Below are 13988 nucleotides of genomic sequence, written 5' to 3'. Positions count from 1 at the left end.
CTCGGGTCATGAGCAAAGTCTGGTTCGTCACCGGTACGTCCACGGGTTTCGGCCGCCTCTGGGCGGAGGCCGCTGCGGAACGAGGCGACCGCGTGGTCGCCACCGCCCGCGACCGCGGGGCGCTGAAGGACCTCGAAGAACGCTTCCCGGACACCGTGCTGGCGCTGGAGCTCGACGTCACCGACCGCGAAGGGGTCTTCGCTGCAGTCGGCAGGGCGGTCGAGCGGTTCGGGCGCATCGACGTCGTGGTCAACAACGCCGGCTACGGCCACTTCGGCATGGTCGAGGAGCTCGCGGAACGTGAGTTGCGCCAGCAGATGGAGACCAACTTCTTCGGCGCGGTCTGGGTGACGCAGGCGGTCCTGCCCGTGCTGCGGCGCCAGGGCGGCGGGCACCTCCTCCAGGTGACCAGCGAGGGCGGCGTCCGCGCCTACCCCGGCATCGGCGCTTACCACGCCTCCAAGTGGGCGCTCGAAGGGCTTTCCGAGTCGTTGTGGCAGGAGGTCGAGGGCTTCGGCGTCCACGTCACCTGCGTCGAGCCCGGTCCCTACGCGACCGACTGGCTCGATCGCGGATCCCGTCGCAGCGCCGAGTCGCCGGACTACGCGCGGGCCCGCGCCGAGAACGCCGTGGAGTTCGAGATCGGCGAGGCCGCCGCTACGGTGCCCGCCGTTCTCGCCCTCGTCGACGCGGAGAACCCGCCACGACGGCTGCTGCTCGGGCGCCTCTTCCCCGTGATCGAGGAGATCTACCAGGAGCGCCTGCAGACCTGGCGCGACTGGCAGCCCGTGTCGCTCGCGGCGTTCGGCGAACCACGCGACTGACGCCGTCACGCCCGGTGCGGGCGAGCCAAGCCACCGCGGGCGAGGCAGGCCGCCGCGGGCGAGGCAGGCCGCCGCGGGCGCGGCGTCTGGAGCCGCGCCCGCCCGTGGGCCCTATTCGGCGTCCTGCTGCTCCAGCCACTTCAGGATCGCCTGGTTCACCTCGTCCGGCCTCTCCTGCTGGATCCAGTGCCCGCAGTCCAGGCTGACCACCTCCACGCCGGGCACGAACTCCGGCAGGGAGGGGGACTTCTGGACCGAGTCCCGGTCGCCGTAGATCATCAGCGCGGGCCGGCGGACGACGGGGTCCACATCTGCCAGCAGGTGCCAGTTGCGGTCGAGGTTGCGGTACCAGTTCACGCCGGGTGTGAAGCCGGACGACTCGAACGCCGAGACGAACACGGCCAGTTCGTCGTCGCTCATCACGGGCTCGCCGGCGGGTGTCTCCGCGAGGGCGAGATCGATGAACGCCATGCCCGGCCGCGGCTGCGAGGGCGGCAGGTTCTTGCGGAACAGGTTGCGCAGGAACCGGGCGGTGTTCGCGTCGAACACGGCGGCCGCGACGCCGGGCTGCCGGTTGAAGTGCACGAGGTGGGAGTCGCCGCCGAGCAGGTCCTCCAGGAACTCGACCCACGGCCGTTCCCCGCGTTCCTGGTAGGGCACGCTGAGGTTGATCACCTTGTTCACGCGGTCCGGGTGCAGCAGGGCCAGTGCCCAGACGACGGTCGCGCCCCAGTCGTGGCCGATGAAGGTGGCGTCCTCGTACCCGTAGTGGTCGAGGAGCGCGACGAGGTCGCCCGTCAGGTGGGTGATGTCGTAGTCCGTCACCTCGTCCGGGCGCGACGAGCCCCCGTAGCCGCGCTGGTTCGGGACGATGACGTGGTAGCCGGCCGCCACGAGCGCGGGCACCTGGTGGCGCCAGGAGAAGGCGTGCTCGGGCCAGCCGTGGCAGAGCACGACGGGCCTGCCCGTGCCTGCTTCGAACACTTCGAGCTCCACGCCGTTGACCGGGACGAGGGTGGGCTCGGGGAAGTCGGTTCTGTTGCTCACGTGGCCATCCTGCGACCCAAACCGGTCACCTCATGACCGGTTTGTGTGACAGCCTTTCCGGCGTGGGAACCGACCGGTTGGTGGCCGTCCTGCTCCTGCTGCAACGCCGGCAGCAGGTGACGGCGGCGGAGGTGGCCCGGGAGCTGGAGGTCTCCGAGCGCACCGCTCGCCGGGACCTCGACGCCCTGGCTCTCGCCGGTGTGCCCGTCTACTCCACGCAGGGCCGCGGCGGGGGCTGGCGTCTCGTCGGCGGTGCCCGCACCGACCTGTCCGGGCTGACCGCGGGCGAGGCCCGCGCGCTGTTCCTGGTCGCCGGTCAGGCCTCGGCCGCGACGCCCGCCGTGAAGGCGGCACTGCGCAAACTCGTCCACGCCCTGCCGGAGCCGTTTCGGGAGCAGGCGGAGGCAGCGGCGTCGTCGCTGGTCACGGACCCGCGGGGATGGGGGACGAGCCGGGTCGAGTACCCGCCGCCCCGGTTCCTCGGCGAGCTCCAGGACGCGGTGATCCGAGGCGTCCAGGTGCAGCTCGGCTACCTGGACGGGGAAGGCGTCGAGACCGTCAGGACCGTCCATCCGCTCGGCATCGTCGCCAAGGGCCCGTCCTGGTACCTCGTCGCCGGTACCGAGGCCGGACGGCGGACGTTCCGGATCGACCGCGTGTCGTCCGCCGCCCCGACCGGTGATCCCGTGCACCGGCCCGCGGACTTCGACCTCGCCGGGAGCTGGCGCGAGATCGCCGACGAGGTCGACCGCAGGCGGTCGCCCCTCGAGGTCCAGGCGGTGTGCAAGCCTCACGAGCTGAGCCGGCTCCGCAGGGTGGTCGGCGACCGGCTGGAGGTGGGCGGGTCCACACCGGACGGCCGCGTCGAGGTCCTCATCCGGGGGTACAACGAGCACGCGCTCGCCGGTGAGCTGGCCGGGCTCGTCGACTGGATCGAGGTGACCGGCCCGCCGGCCGTGCGCGACCAGCTGGCCGCGATCGGCACCACCCTGGTCGAGCGCTACGGCTGAGACCGGTCCCGCAGCCTGCGCTGGGTCCGGCGGCCCTGCGCCACCATGAACGGGATCGCGCGCAGACCGAAGCGCGGGAACGTGTCGGCGAGCCTCGCCAGCGCTCCACGCCACCTCGGGACGGTGGTGACCGGTCTCGGCCGGTCGAGCACGGCGGCGACGGTGGCGGCGATGTCGGCGGGCCGCAGCAGCGTGCCGGAGAACGACAGCGCGGCCGAGGGGTCGTCGAGCTTGTCGTGGAGCATCGGCGTCCAGATGCCGTCCGGGCAGACGCACGAGATGTCGACGTCCCGGACGCCCGCCTGCCGGAGGTCGGCGAGGGTGCTGAGGCTGAAGCCGATGGCCGCGTGCTTGGACGCGGCGTACACCGCCTCGCCCACGACGGCGGTGATGCCCGCGAGGGACACGATGTTCACGACGTGCCCGCCGCCGTTGCCCCGCATGGCCTGGATCGCGGCGACCGTGCCGTTGATGGTCCCGAGGGTGTTGACCTCGACCATCAGCGTCCGGGTGGCGGCGTCCTGCTCCCACGCGGGCCCGGTCACCAGGACTCCCGCGTTGTTGACCCAGACGTCGAGCCGGCCCGCACGGGCGACGATCTCGTCACGCGCCGCCTGGACGGCCGCGTCGTCGCGCACGTCGAGCACCCGTGCGATCCCGCCGATCTCGGCGGCCGTCGCGGCCGCGGTGGCCTCGTCGACGTCGGTGACCAGCACCGTGTGACCGCGTTCGGCCAGCATCCGCGCGACGAGCTTGCCCACGCCCCGCCCGGCCCCGGTCACGACCGCGCCCGCTTTCGCCGTCATGGCGGCAGTATCCCGTTCCTCGCGCCGTCCCAGAAGAACCGGCTTCAGCGGGAGGGCAGGGGGACGCGGGACCAGTCGACGTCGGACGCCAGGTAGAAGCCGGGGTAGGAGGGCTGGTTGTAGGTGGTCTGCTGGCGGGCCACCTCGACGCGGTACTGGCGGTCGTGCATGAGCGTGTACATCTTGTGGTTCGTGGGTTCGGTGCTGGTGTAGAACCGCAGGGCCGAGCTGTCCTGGGTGCGCACCACGAGCTCTTCCCGCCAGTCGCCGAACACGTCGGCCACGAGCGACGGCGTGCCCTTGGTGCCGTTGTTGGTCCGGGTCCCGGTGGCGGTGAGCAGCGTGCCGCGCCGCCAGTCGTCGATGGTCGGCGTCACGTCCTGCGCGCCGTTCACGATCTGCGTGGTCAGGTCGCCGGCCCAGCGGATGCTCATGTTCGTGCCGGGTGAACGGGTCTCGAGCAGCCGCCCGTCCGCGCTCCGGATCCCGGCCGAGTCCGACCCGCTCGGCATCGACGCCCACGTCTCCACGCCGGGCACGTCGGGACGCACGTCGCCGATCATGCCGCGACCGGTGTCCATGCCGGAGTACGCGCCGTGGAGCACCTCGCCGGTCCGCGCGTCGCGCAGCGTGTAGCCGTAGGGGGCACTGCGCGCCCCCTCGTGCACCATGTAGGTCTCGAGGCCGGGACGGTTCGGGTCGACGTCGGTGACGTGCAGGGCGTCACCGTGACCGACCCGGACCGCCGCTCCCGGATCCGCGCTCCCGGGTGGCAGAACGCCGGTGGAGCTGTAGAGCAGCGAGCCGTCGTCGTCGAGCGTCGCACCGCCGTAGACGATCTCTTGCCGGCCGTCACCGTCCACGTCGGCGACGCTGAGCGAGTGCGCGCCCTGCGTCGTCAGCCGGGCGTGGCTCGGGTTCGTGCCGTCGCGGCCGTGCGGGGTGTCGCGGAACGGGTTGGTCATCGGCACCCAGCCGCTGTCGGCGAGCCACCGCTTCGTGAGCCGCCTGCCGTTCCAGTCGTAGGCGGTGACCGTGGACCGGGTGTAGTAGCCGCGGGCGAAGACGGCGGAGGGGCGCTTGCCGTCGAGGTAGGCCACCCCGGCGAGGAAGCGGTCGACCCGGTTGCCCGGCTCGATGCGGCTCATCGCGTAGTCGCCCCACAGGAGCCCGTCGTCACCGCGGCCCGGTTCGTAGCGCACGGTCTGGAGCTCCCGGCCCGTGGCGCCGTCGAACACCGTCAGGTACTCCGGTCCGCTCACGATGAAGCCGGCGAACTGCCTCAGCCTGTTGTTGGCGCTGCGGCCCGGCGCGTAGACGTCGATGAAGTGGTCGGCCAGGGCCGCGGCGTCCGGTGCGGACAGCGGGTACGCGTACCGCGGCTCGATCCCCAGCGCCTGCTCGATCGTCGCGGGCCAGCGGGCCGCGACGACCTCGGGATGCGCGTGCCAGGAACGGAACGTCCCGATGAGGTGCTCGCGGTAGCCGTCGGCGCTCAGTCGGTAGTCGTCGGAGTGCGAGTACCCCGCCCTGACGTCCTCCCGCGGCATCGTGACGTACCGGTCCCGGCCGTCGCGACCGGTGACCTTCGTGCCCGGCGCGGTCTTCAGCATCAGCTCCGCGCGCCCGTCCCCGTCGAAGTCGTGGACGAGGAACTGGGTGTAGTGCGCGCCCGCGCGGATGTTCACTCCCAGGTCGACGCGGTGCAGCAACGTGCCGTCGAACCGGTAGGTGTCGAGGTACACCGGCCCGGTGTAGCCGACCTGCGAGACGTCCTTGGAGTTGCTGGGGTCCCACTTCACGACGTACTCGTACTGCCCGTCGCCGTCCACGTCGCCCACGCTCACGTCGTTGGCCGAGTAGGTGTAGCTCTCGCCGGCGGGGGTCACGCCGTCCGCGGGCCTGCGCAACGGCAGATCGCGGTACGGGGCCGTCCACGCCGTCACCGCCCTGCTTCGCCCGAACGTCGCACCGCGGACGACGGGCGCCACCTGGTACCGCGCACCGGCGGTGGGGGACGGGTCGAGGTAGGTGGTGCTGTCCGTGACGACCGCCAGGCGCCTGCCGTCGCGGTAGACCGCGAAGTCCGGGCCTCGCAGCCCGGTGGTGCCCGCCCCGGTGGCCTCCCGGCCGAGCAGGCGCCAGCTCAGGTGCACGCCACCGCTCGTGGTGGACGCGACGAGCCCGCGGTCGAGGCGTTCGAGCGGGACGGGGGAAGGCTGCCGCACCTGCCCGGTCGCAGGCGGAGGACTGGTCAGCAGGGCGGTGGCCACCACCGCGAGCAGAACGCTTCGTCGCATCGCCACGCCGGTCACGATGGACCGTCCCACTCGGCGACGCAAGTGCCGATTGTGTTGACCTGGAAAGGGGAAAGCGGTTTCCGGGGTGCCTGTGGTCGAATCGACGAGGGTGTTTGACACCGGCGCGACGGCATCGACGACGCCGCCGGGTTCGACCGGTTCGTCGAACAGCGCAGAGCCCGGCCGGATGGACCATCCGGCCGGGCTCTGATGCAGTCCGCGCGTGCCACCGGAGACCGGCGGCGGCAGAAGGACTAGGCGGGGACGATGTTCTCCGCCTGCGGGCCCTTCTGGCCCTGCGTGATGTCGAAGGAGACCTTCTGGCCCTCCTGGAGCTCACGGAAGCCCTGCGCGACGATGTTCGAGTAGTGGGCGAAGACGTCGGCGCCGCCACCGTCCTGCTCGATGAAGCCGAATCCCTTTTCGGCGTTGAACCACTTGACGGTTCCGGTGGCCATGGTGCACTCCAAGCATGAATTTGGCTCCCGCACTGTGCGGGGGCCGTGGTGATCCGCTGCGGATCGAGACGGCGAACAGCAAAATGCCCGTGACGGTGGTCACGGGCGACCGTGCTTCGAATCCATAGCGGATGGCATCACGCTACACCTCTCGTGCCGCCTCGCGCGCTGCGAGGCCGAATTTCTGATGTTCGCCTGATGAGGGCGGTTGTATGCGATGTCGCGCATGTGTCGGGTTCTGACAGAAGCGGACAGGAAGTTCGGCGGCGCGCGGCGTGGGAGCGCTTTCATGGTGGACTCGTCGTTCGGCTCCGGTCGGGTCCGGGTGCCGGGAGAGGTGCACCGGATGAGTTCCCGGCGGGGGATCGGTCGTGTCCTGGTAGCTCTGTCGACGATGGTCGGCGTGGTCACCGGTGTCCCACCGGCGACAGCGGCCGCCACACCGTCGCTCACGTTCGCGAACCCGCTGAGCCAGGCGCTGTACGGCACCGCCTACACGGCCGCGCTGGACAACCTGCTGCGCGTCAACACCATGGGGTACGACGCCGGCTACGACAAGAGCGGCCTGCTCGACCCGGCCGTCGGCATCGTCCGCGCGGGCGGTGGCTACGCGCAGCCCTGGACGCGCGACGCGTCGATCAACAGCTGGAACGCGACCAGCCTGCTGTCCCCGGCCCTGGCGGAGAACACGCTCTGGGCCGTCGTCGACAAGGACCCCGCCGGCGCCCTGCGGGTGCAGCAGGACGACCAGCAGTGGGACCAGGTCGTCTGGGCCACCGCCGCGTGGCACCACTACCTCGTCACCGGTGACCAGGAGTTCCTCGGCAACGCCTACCGCGCGACCGGCACCACGCTGGCGATCCGGGAACGCGCCACCACGGCCGGCTTCAACCCCTCCTACGGGTTGTTCACCGGCGCGTCGTTCTTCAACGACGGCATCGCCGGGTATCCGGCGCCACCCGCCGACGCGACCGAGTCGGTCAGCACCGGCAGCATGCCGTGGCCGGGCGTCGCCAGCGGGATGTACCTGAGCACCAACGTGCTCTACCACGCCGCCTACGTCAGCGCGGCGAACATGGCCGAGCGCCTCGGGCGGCCGCAGGAGGCCACGACCCACCGGGCGAAGGCCGCCGCGCTCAAGACCGCGGTCAACCGGTACTTCTGGAACCCGGCGACCGGCCTGTACAACTACCAGCTGCTCGCCGACGGCACGCCCGGAGCGCACCAGGAGGGCGCCGGGCTCGCGTTCGCGATCCTCTTCGACGTCGCGAGCCCCGCCCAGGCGCGGTCGATCCTCGCGAACGCCCGCGGGATGACCTGGGGCATGCCCGACACGTTCCCGCACTGGGACCGCTACTCCGAGGCGCAGCCCGGCCGCCACAACGCGATCGTCTGGCCGCTGGTCCAGGGCCTGTGGGCCAAGGCGCTGGCCCGGCAGGGTGACCAGGACCGCTTCGCCGCGGAGGCGTCCCGGCTGGCCAAGCTCGCGACGAACAACAGCGGGTTCTGGGAGATCTACAACGGCACCACCGGCGTGGTCGACGGCGGCTGGCAGCGGTTGGGCGACACGGTGAAGTTCCACTGGGGCTCCGAACCCGACCAGACCTGGTCGGCGACGGCGTTGCTCGACATGGTCCACACCGGACTGTTCGGGATCGGGTACACCGAGCGGGGACTGACGTTCGCGCCGAACCTGCCCGCGGGCTGGGGTGACGTCACGCTGCGGAACGTGCGGTACCGCGGCGCCGACCTGACGATCGCGCTGCGCGGGGCGGGCAGCACGATCCGCTCGGTCACCGTCGACGGCCGTCCGTCCTCTGCCGAGATCCCCGCGACCCTGACCGGCGCGCACACCGTCGAGATCACGCTGACGGGAGCGTCCGGCGGCGACCGCGACGGCGACGGCGTGCCGGACGCGCGGGACCGGTGCGCCGACACCGCGGGCACGGTGTCCGGCTGCCCCGCGCCCGGCCGTCTGGAGGCCGAGGACGCGCGCAACAGCGGCGGCGTCAAGACCAACGTCAACCACACCGGCTACTCGGGTCGCGCCTTCGTCGACGGACTCTGGGCGCAGGGCGCCGCGTCGTCGTTCACGCTGCACCGCGCGTCGGCCGGCCAGGCCACGGGCGCGATCACCCTGCGGTACGCGAACGCCCACTCCGACGCGCGCACGATGACGTTGTTCGTGGACGGCCGTGCCGTGCGTCAGGTGAGCTTCCCGAAGGTCTCCGACAGCTGGGACGCCTGGGGAACGGTGACGTTCGAGGGCGTCCCGCTGAACGGACGCGACCCGGTGGTGACGCTGTCCTACGGGCCGGGTGACACCGGCGCGATCAACCTCGACTGGCTCAGCCTCCGCTGACCAGGCTCCGGTCCCGCAGCAGCTGCTTGGCCATGTTCCAGCCGAGCACGCCGACGACCTCGTCGTTCACGCGGTAGTGCGCGACGAACCTCCGTTCGGCGATGGTGCCGTGCGCGACGACCATCTCGGCGTCGGCCGGGAACACGCCGTGCGCCTGGATCTTCGTGTCGAACTGGTCGGTCCAGAAGTACGGCACCGGAGCGAACGGGGTCTGCGCGCCGAGGAGGTTGCGCGCCACCGCCATGCCCTGCTCGGTGGCGTTCATCCGGTGCTCGACGCGCATCAGCCCGCCGAACCGGGGATGGAACCACCGGGCCACGTCGCCCGCCGCGTACACCTGGTCGGCGGCCCGGCAGGTCGCGTCGCACACCACGCCGTCGTCCACCGGGACCCCGGAGCCGTCGAGCCAGCCGGTGGCGGGCTCCGCGCCGATCGCCACCAGCACGACGTCGGCGCGGAGCACGGTCCCGTCGGTCAGCTCGACCGCTGCCACCGAGACCTCGCCGTGCAGCGCGGCCACGCCCGTCCCGGTGCGCAGCCGCACGCCCTGTTCCTCGTGCAGTTCGGCGACCGCCGCCGCGACCCGGTCGCCGAACTGGCGGACCAGCGGCAGGGGGAGCGGGTCCACCAGCGTGACGTCCAGGCCCCTCTGCCGGGCGACGGCCGCGGCCTCCGAGCCGAGGAACCCCGCGCCGACGACCACGACCGAGGACGACCGCAGCAGCGCGCCGCGCAACGCCAGCGCGTCGTCCAGGGTGCGCAGCACGTGCACCCCGGCCAGGTCGTGGCCGGACGGCAGCTCGCGCGCGGTCGTGCCGGTGGCGATCACCAGGCCGTCGTAGCCGAGCTCGTCGCCGCCCGACAGCGTGACCGTGCGGCGGGTGAGGTCCAGTCCGGTCGCGGGCGTCCCGAGCCTCAGCTCGATGCCGAGATCCGCGTACGCGGAGGCCAGCCGCAGGACCGTCCTCTCCGGATCCCAGGTGCCCGCCAGGACCTGTTTGGACAGCGGCGGACGGTCGTAGGGGAGGACCTTCTCGTCACCGACCAGGGTGAGCGCGCCGGTGTAGCCCTCCCTGCGCAGCGTCTCGGCGGTGGTCGCGCCGGCCGCCGAAGCACCGACGACGACCACCCGTTCGAGGTCTCCCACCTACTTCTCCACGACGATCGCGAGCGCCGGGCACAGCAGGGCGGCGTGCTCGGTGGCCGCCTCCAGGTGGGCGGGCGGGTCCTCGACCAGCAGGACGACCATGCCGTCCTCGTCGCGCTGGTCGAACACGTCCGGTGCCGCGAGCACGCACTGACCGGCTCCGACACAGGCGTCCACGTCGACGCGGACCTTCATCGCTCGTCCCTCCCGTCCCAGGTGACCGGCAGCGCGCGCACGCCGTAGACGAGCGCGTCGTTCTTGAACTCGACGTCCTCGAACGGCACCGCGAGCCGCAGCGTCGGGATGCGCTGGTGCAGGCGGGCGAAGACCTCCTGCAGCTCGACCCTGGCCAGCTGCTGGCCGAGGCACTGGTGGATGCCGTAGCCGAACGCCAGGTGGGCGGTCGCCTCACGCCGGAGGTCGATGCGGTCGGGGTCGGGGAACACCGACTCGTCGCGGTTGCCCGCGGACAACGCGGCCACGAGCCACTCGCCGGCCTTGATCGTCTCGTCGCCGACCGTCACGTCACCGGTGGCCTGCCGCAGCACGCCGAACTGCACGATCGACAGGTACCGCAGCATCTCGTCGACGGCCGTGCCCGCGAGCCCGGGGTCGGCCCGCAACGCGGCCAGCTGGTCGGGCTGACGCAGCAGGGCCAGCGTGCTCAGCCCGATCATGTTCGCCGTGGTCTCGTGCCCGGCGATCAGGAGCGTGATGCCGAGGGTCACCAGTTCTTCGACGGACAGCTCCTGCCCGCTCTCCCGGGCGCGCACGATCAGCCTGCCCAGCAGGTCGTCGCCCGGCGCCGCCACCTTGGACAGCACGAGCTGGGTCATGAACCCGACGACCTCGAGGTTGGCCTGCTCCAGCGCGGCGGGGTCGCTGTTGGTGGCGATCAGCACCGCGGTCTGCTCCTGGAACCGGTCGCGGTCGGCGTAGTCGACCCCCAGCAGCTCGCAGATCACCAGCGACGGGATGGGCAGCGCGAAGTCCCGCACCAGGTCGACCGGCCCGGACCGGGCCAGCATCGCGTCGAGGTGGTCGTCGACCAGGCCCTGGACGTAGGGGCGCATGGCCTGGATCCGCTTGACGGTGAACTCCGGCGTGAGCAGGCGGCGCAGCCGGGCGTGACCGGGGCCGTCCATGTTCAGCAGGCTGCCGGGCGCCACGGGACGGTCGAGCAGCCCGCCCGCCACGACGTGCGTGGACGGCGCCGCGTGCGAGCTGAGGTTGGGATCGGCGAGCACCGCGCGCACATCGGCGTACCGGCTGACGACACGTGCCTCGACGCCGACCGGACAGGCCAGCGAGGCCGTGCCCTCCTGCGCGCGCAGACCGGCGTACTCGGCGGGCGGGTCGAACGGACAGCCGGCGTCGCGCGCGGTGGGGAAGGTGGCCGGCGCGTCGATCGTGGTCTCACTCATCGCCCAGCCCACCCTCGTTCGAAAATGTGGCAGTCGCTGTCATATGACTGAGGCTGTCAGATGACACTGGATGCCGCAACCGGCCGGTGTGTCACATGGCAGTACGTGCCACATGGCGGTGCTACCGTGCGTTTCGCCAGGGGACGGGAGGTGCGCTGTGGGTTTGCGCGAGGCGAAGATGGAACGCACCCGGCGGTTCATCGCCGACACGGCGTTCGACCTGTTCGTCGCCCAGGGCTACGACGACACGACGATCGAGCAGATCGCCGCCGCCGCCGAGGTCGGCACCCGCACCCTGTACCGCTACTACTCGACCAAGGAAGCGCTCGTCGTCAGCTTCGTCGAGAGCGGCCTCGGCGCGGCCATGGACGCCTTCCTGGCCCAGCCCGACGACCTACCGCTGCCCGAGGCGCTCTACGCGGTGGTCGACAGCGTCGAGCGGACGATCGGTGCCAACTCGGCCCGCCTGCTGGCCCTGTACGAGATCTTCGACAAGACCACGGGCCTGCGGGCCGGTCTGGCCGACCTGTGCTGGAGCTGGCGGCAGCGGCTGGCCCAGGAGATCCTGCGGCGGGAGGACCGTCCCGACGATCTGCTGTTCGGGGCGCTGACCGCCGCCGGCACGATGAACGTGATCGAGGTGATCGTGCAGACGTGGACCTCGAACGGGGGTCGCGTCGAGATCGCCGACATCGCGCGCGAGACGTTGGAGTTGTTGCACAGCAAGGCGACTCCCGTTCCGGTGCCGCCGGTGGCCGGCGCGTCCTGAGGTCGCGGGCGCTCAGGCGTCGCGCTCGTCCAGCTCGTCCAGGCCCTTCTGCCACCGCTCCCGCCGCTCGCTCGCCGTCTGCTCCCACCACGGGGTCCCGCGCTCCCCGAGGGCGACCTTCGCGAGCTGGACCCGCGCGCGGGCCTCACGCTCCGCCTCGCCGTCCTCGGCGCGCAGGGCGGCGCCGACGTCCCGGCGAGCCGCCATCAGCCGGCTGCGCAGCCGTGCCGCCTGCTCGGGCGGGATCTCGGGGTCGGTGGCACGCCACCGGCGCCCGTTGATGATCACGAAGTGCCCGTCTGGCGTGTGCTCCGGCTCGGCCATCACATCAGCATCGTCGAGTGCTCCGCTCCCTGCGCGCGGAGTCGTGTGGCGCACCCGATCACCAGGCGTCCCCGTCTGGCACGGCTTCCAGGGGGCCAGGTGCGGTTGTCGTTGGGGCACAACCGATCGGTGATCACGAACACAAATAGGTATTTCAGATGCAAGTTTGTTCTACGGTCACTCCGCGCACCTCGTCCGGAACGGCCCGGAGTCGCGGGGAGCGTTCCGGCGGTTCTCGTTCCAGGAGGTTCCCTTGCTGTCCACCGAGGCTGAGCAGATCGTCCGCGCGACTCTGCCCGCGGTCCGGGAGAACGTCGTCACGATCTCCGGGGTCTTCTACGACACGATGTTCGCCGACCACCCCGAACTGCTCGACCTGTTCAACCGGGGCAGCCAGGCCAACGGTGACCAGCGGCGTGCGCTCGCCGGCGCGGTGATCGCCTACGCGTCGAGCCTCGTGGGGGAGGGCGCCGTGCCCATGGGCCCGGTGCTCGGTCGCATCGCCCACAAGCACGCGTCCCTCGGGATCAGGCCCGACCAGTACCCGCTGGTGGGCCGCTATCTGCTGGCCGCGGTCGCCGCGGTGCTCGGTGACGCGGTGACTCCGGCCGTGGCCGTGGCCTGGGACCAGGTGTACTGGCTGATGGCGGTCAAGCTGATCGAGGCCGAGTCCCGGATGTACCACGAGCGGGAGATCGACCCCGCGAGCCCGTCGCGCAGGTACCGGGTGGTCTCGCGCCAGGAGGAGGCCGAGGACGTCGTCTCGCTGTACCTGGCGCCCGCCTCCGGCGGCGTCGAGGCGCATCGGCCCGGGCAGTACGTCACGGTGTTCGTCGAACGGCCCGAGTTCGGGCGGCAGGGACGGCAGTACACGCTCTCGCACGCCACCGGCTACTCGACGCTGCGCATCACGGTCCGCCGGGTGCGGGGCCGGGACGGCGCGCCGGACGGGATCGTGTCCACCGCCCTGACCACGAACACCGAGGTCGGCGACGAGGTCGACGTCAGCCATCCGTTCGGCGACGCGGTGCTGGCGTCCGGGGACGGCCCGCTGCTGCTGGCCAGCGCTGGCATCGGCATCACGCAGACCGCCGCGCTGCTGGAGCACGTGGCGCGTCATCAGCCCGATCGCCCGGTCACACTGGTGCACGCGGAACGTCATCCGGACCGGCACGCCCTGCTCGACCACGTGACGTACTTCGGTTCGCAGCTGCGGGAGTTCCGGCACCTGCCGTTCTACGACAGCGGCGCACCCGCCGCCGAGGCCAGGGGGCCGCTCGACGCTGGAGGACTGGCGCTGCCGGACGGGGTCACGGCGCATCTCTGCGGCCCGGTCCCGTTCATGCGCGACATCCGTTCGTCGCTGATCGCCCGTGGTGTGCCCGGAGAGCAGGTGCACTTCGAGGTCTTCGGGCCCGACCTCTGGACGACCGGCGCGGACGAGCTGCCCGACGCCGCGGTGCAGAAGGTCTGAACCGAAGACCTCGCAACGCACGCACCTGAACGGCGCCGGCCAA

At 71.7% G+C, this 13988-nt stretch carries 13 protein-coding genes; 5 read left to right on the top strand and 8 right to left on the bottom strand.

The genetic code is table 11. The features are described from left to right. Nucleotides 1–8: 8 nt before the first annotated feature. Complete coding sequence (locus ACWF7A_RS00920) at nt 9–824, top strand: SDR family NAD(P)-dependent oxidoreductase (protein ID WP_452248309.1); 816 nt, start codon at nt 9–11, stop codon at nt 822–824. Nucleotides 825–935: 111 nt separating this feature from the next. Here the strand turns inward: ACWF7A_RS00920 and ACWF7A_RS00915 are convergent, their stop codons facing one another. Next, nucleotides 936–1871, bottom strand: a complete 936-nt coding sequence (locus ACWF7A_RS00915) for an alpha/beta fold hydrolase (RefSeq protein WP_452248308.1) — start codon at nt 1869–1871, stop codon at nt 936–938. Nucleotides 1872–1933: 62 nt separating this feature from the next. Between ACWF7A_RS00915 and ACWF7A_RS00910 the strand changes: the two genes are divergently transcribed. Then, entirely contained in the window at nt 1934–2881 is a 948-nt protein-coding gene (locus ACWF7A_RS00910; protein WP_452248307.1) for a helix-turn-helix transcriptional regulator, read from the top strand. On the opposite strand, the gene ACWF7A_RS00905 is transcribed toward ACWF7A_RS00910, so the two are convergent. The 3 genes from ACWF7A_RS00905 to ACWF7A_RS00895 form a co-directional block, all read right to left on the bottom strand. Further along, complete coding sequence (locus tag ACWF7A_RS00905) at nt 2872–3687, bottom strand: SDR family oxidoreductase (protein ID WP_452248306.1); 816 nt, start codon at nt 3685–3687, stop codon at nt 2872–2874. The two genes, ACWF7A_RS00910 and ACWF7A_RS00905, sit on opposite strands and share 10 nt — an antisense overlap. Before the next feature lie 44 nt (nt 3688–3731). Then, nucleotides 3732–5987, bottom strand: coding sequence for a rhamnogalacturonan lyase (locus ACWF7A_RS00900; protein WP_452248895.1), 2256 nt, complete (start codon nt 5985–5987; stop codon nt 3732–3734). Between the two features lie 254 nt (nt 5988–6241). Beyond that, the gene (locus ACWF7A_RS00895; protein ID WP_189154936.1) at nt 6242–6445 is read right to left on the bottom strand and encodes a cold-shock protein; all 204 of its coding nucleotides are present in this window, start codon (nt 6443–6445) and stop codon (nt 6242–6244) included. Between the two features lie 346 nt (nt 6446–6791). Here ACWF7A_RS00895 and ACWF7A_RS00890 point away from each other — a divergent pair, with 346 nt between their 5' ends. After that, nucleotides 6792–8807, top strand: a complete 2016-nt coding sequence (locus tag ACWF7A_RS00890; protein WP_452248305.1) for an MGH1-like glycoside hydrolase domain-containing protein — start codon at nt 6792–6794, stop codon at nt 8805–8807. Here the strand turns inward: ACWF7A_RS00890 and ACWF7A_RS00885 are convergent. The 3 genes from ACWF7A_RS00885 to ACWF7A_RS00875 are packed head-to-tail and all read right to left on the bottom strand — an operon-like array spanning nt 8794 to nt 11378. Continuing rightward, a complete protein-coding gene (locus ACWF7A_RS00885) occupies nt 8794–9954 on the bottom strand; it encodes an NAD(P)/FAD-dependent oxidoreductase (RefSeq protein ID WP_452248304.1) in 1161 nt (386 codons plus the stop codon). The two genes, ACWF7A_RS00890 and ACWF7A_RS00885, sit on opposite strands and share 14 nt — an antisense overlap. Further along, complete coding sequence (locus tag ACWF7A_RS00880; RefSeq protein ID WP_452248303.1) at nt 9955–10149, bottom strand: ferredoxin; 195 nt, start codon at nt 10147–10149, stop codon at nt 9955–9957. It abuts the gene before it with no gap. Further along, nucleotides 10146–11378, bottom strand: a complete 1233-nt coding sequence (locus ACWF7A_RS00875) for a cytochrome P450 (protein ID WP_452248302.1) — start codon at nt 11376–11378, stop codon at nt 10146–10148. Before ACWF7A_RS00875 ends, ACWF7A_RS00880 begins: the two co-directional genes overlap by 4 nt. A gap of 157 nt (nt 11379–11535) precedes the next feature. Between ACWF7A_RS00875 and ACWF7A_RS00870 the strand changes: the two genes are divergently transcribed. Next, a complete protein-coding gene (locus ACWF7A_RS00870; protein ID WP_452248301.1) occupies nt 11536–12147 on the top strand; it encodes a TetR/AcrR family transcriptional regulator in 612 nt (203 codons plus the stop codon). 12 nt (nt 12148–12159) lie between these two features. Here ACWF7A_RS00870 and ACWF7A_RS00865 read toward each other — a convergent pair whose 3' ends face one another. Next, entirely contained in the window at nt 12160–12471 is a 312-nt protein-coding gene (locus ACWF7A_RS00865; RefSeq protein ID WP_452248300.1) for a hypothetical protein, read from the bottom strand. 166 nt (nt 12472–12637) lie between these two features. Here ACWF7A_RS00865 and ACWF7A_RS00860 point away from each other — a divergent pair, with 166 nt between their 5' ends. After that, nucleotides 12638–13945 carry a globin domain-containing protein gene (locus ACWF7A_RS00860; protein ID WP_452248299.1) on the top strand — a complete coding sequence of 436 codons (1308 nt, stop codon included), beginning with the start codon at nt 12638–12640 and terminating at the stop codon, nt 13943–13945. The last annotated feature ends 43 nt before the right edge of the window (nt 13946–13988 follow it).

This window comes from Lentzea sp. NPDC055074, assembly GCF_053608005.1.
The sequence above is the reverse complement of the archived record's forward strand: the minus strand, read 5'-3'. Positions and strand labels throughout refer to the sequence as shown.

Excerpts from the sequence above, each read along its gene's own strand:
- ACWF7A_RS00905 (WP_452248306.1), bottom strand. The coding sequence starts at position 3,687 with ATGACGGCGAAAGCGGGCGCGGTCGTGACCGGGGCCGGGCGGGGCGTG.
- ACWF7A_RS00895 (WP_189154936.1), bottom strand. The coding sequence starts at position 6,445 with ATGGCCACCGGAACCGTCAAGTGGTTCAACGCCGAAAAGGGATTCGGC.
- ACWF7A_RS00890 (WP_452248305.1), top strand. The coding sequence starts at position 6,792 with ATGAGTTCCCGGCGGGGGATCGGTCGTGTCCTGGTAGCTCTGTCGACG.
- ACWF7A_RS00920 (WP_452248309.1), top strand. The coding sequence starts at position 9 with ATGAGCAAAGTCTGGTTCGTCACCGGTACGTCCACGGGTTTCGGCCGC.
- ACWF7A_RS00880 (WP_452248303.1), bottom strand. The coding sequence starts at position 10,149 with ATGAAGGTCCGCGTCGACGTGGACGCCTGTGTCGGAGCCGGTCAGTGC.
- ACWF7A_RS00875 (WP_452248302.1), bottom strand. The coding sequence starts at position 11,378 with ATGAGTGAGACCACGATCGACGCGCCGGCCACCTTCCCCACCGCGCGC.
- ACWF7A_RS00900 (WP_452248895.1), bottom strand. The coding sequence starts at position 5,987 with ATGCGACGAAGCGTTCTGCTCGCGGTGGTGGCCACCGCCCTGCTGACC.
- ACWF7A_RS00865 (WP_452248300.1), bottom strand. The coding sequence starts at position 12,471 with ATGGCCGAGCCGGAGCACACGCCAGACGGGCACTTCGTGATCATCAAC.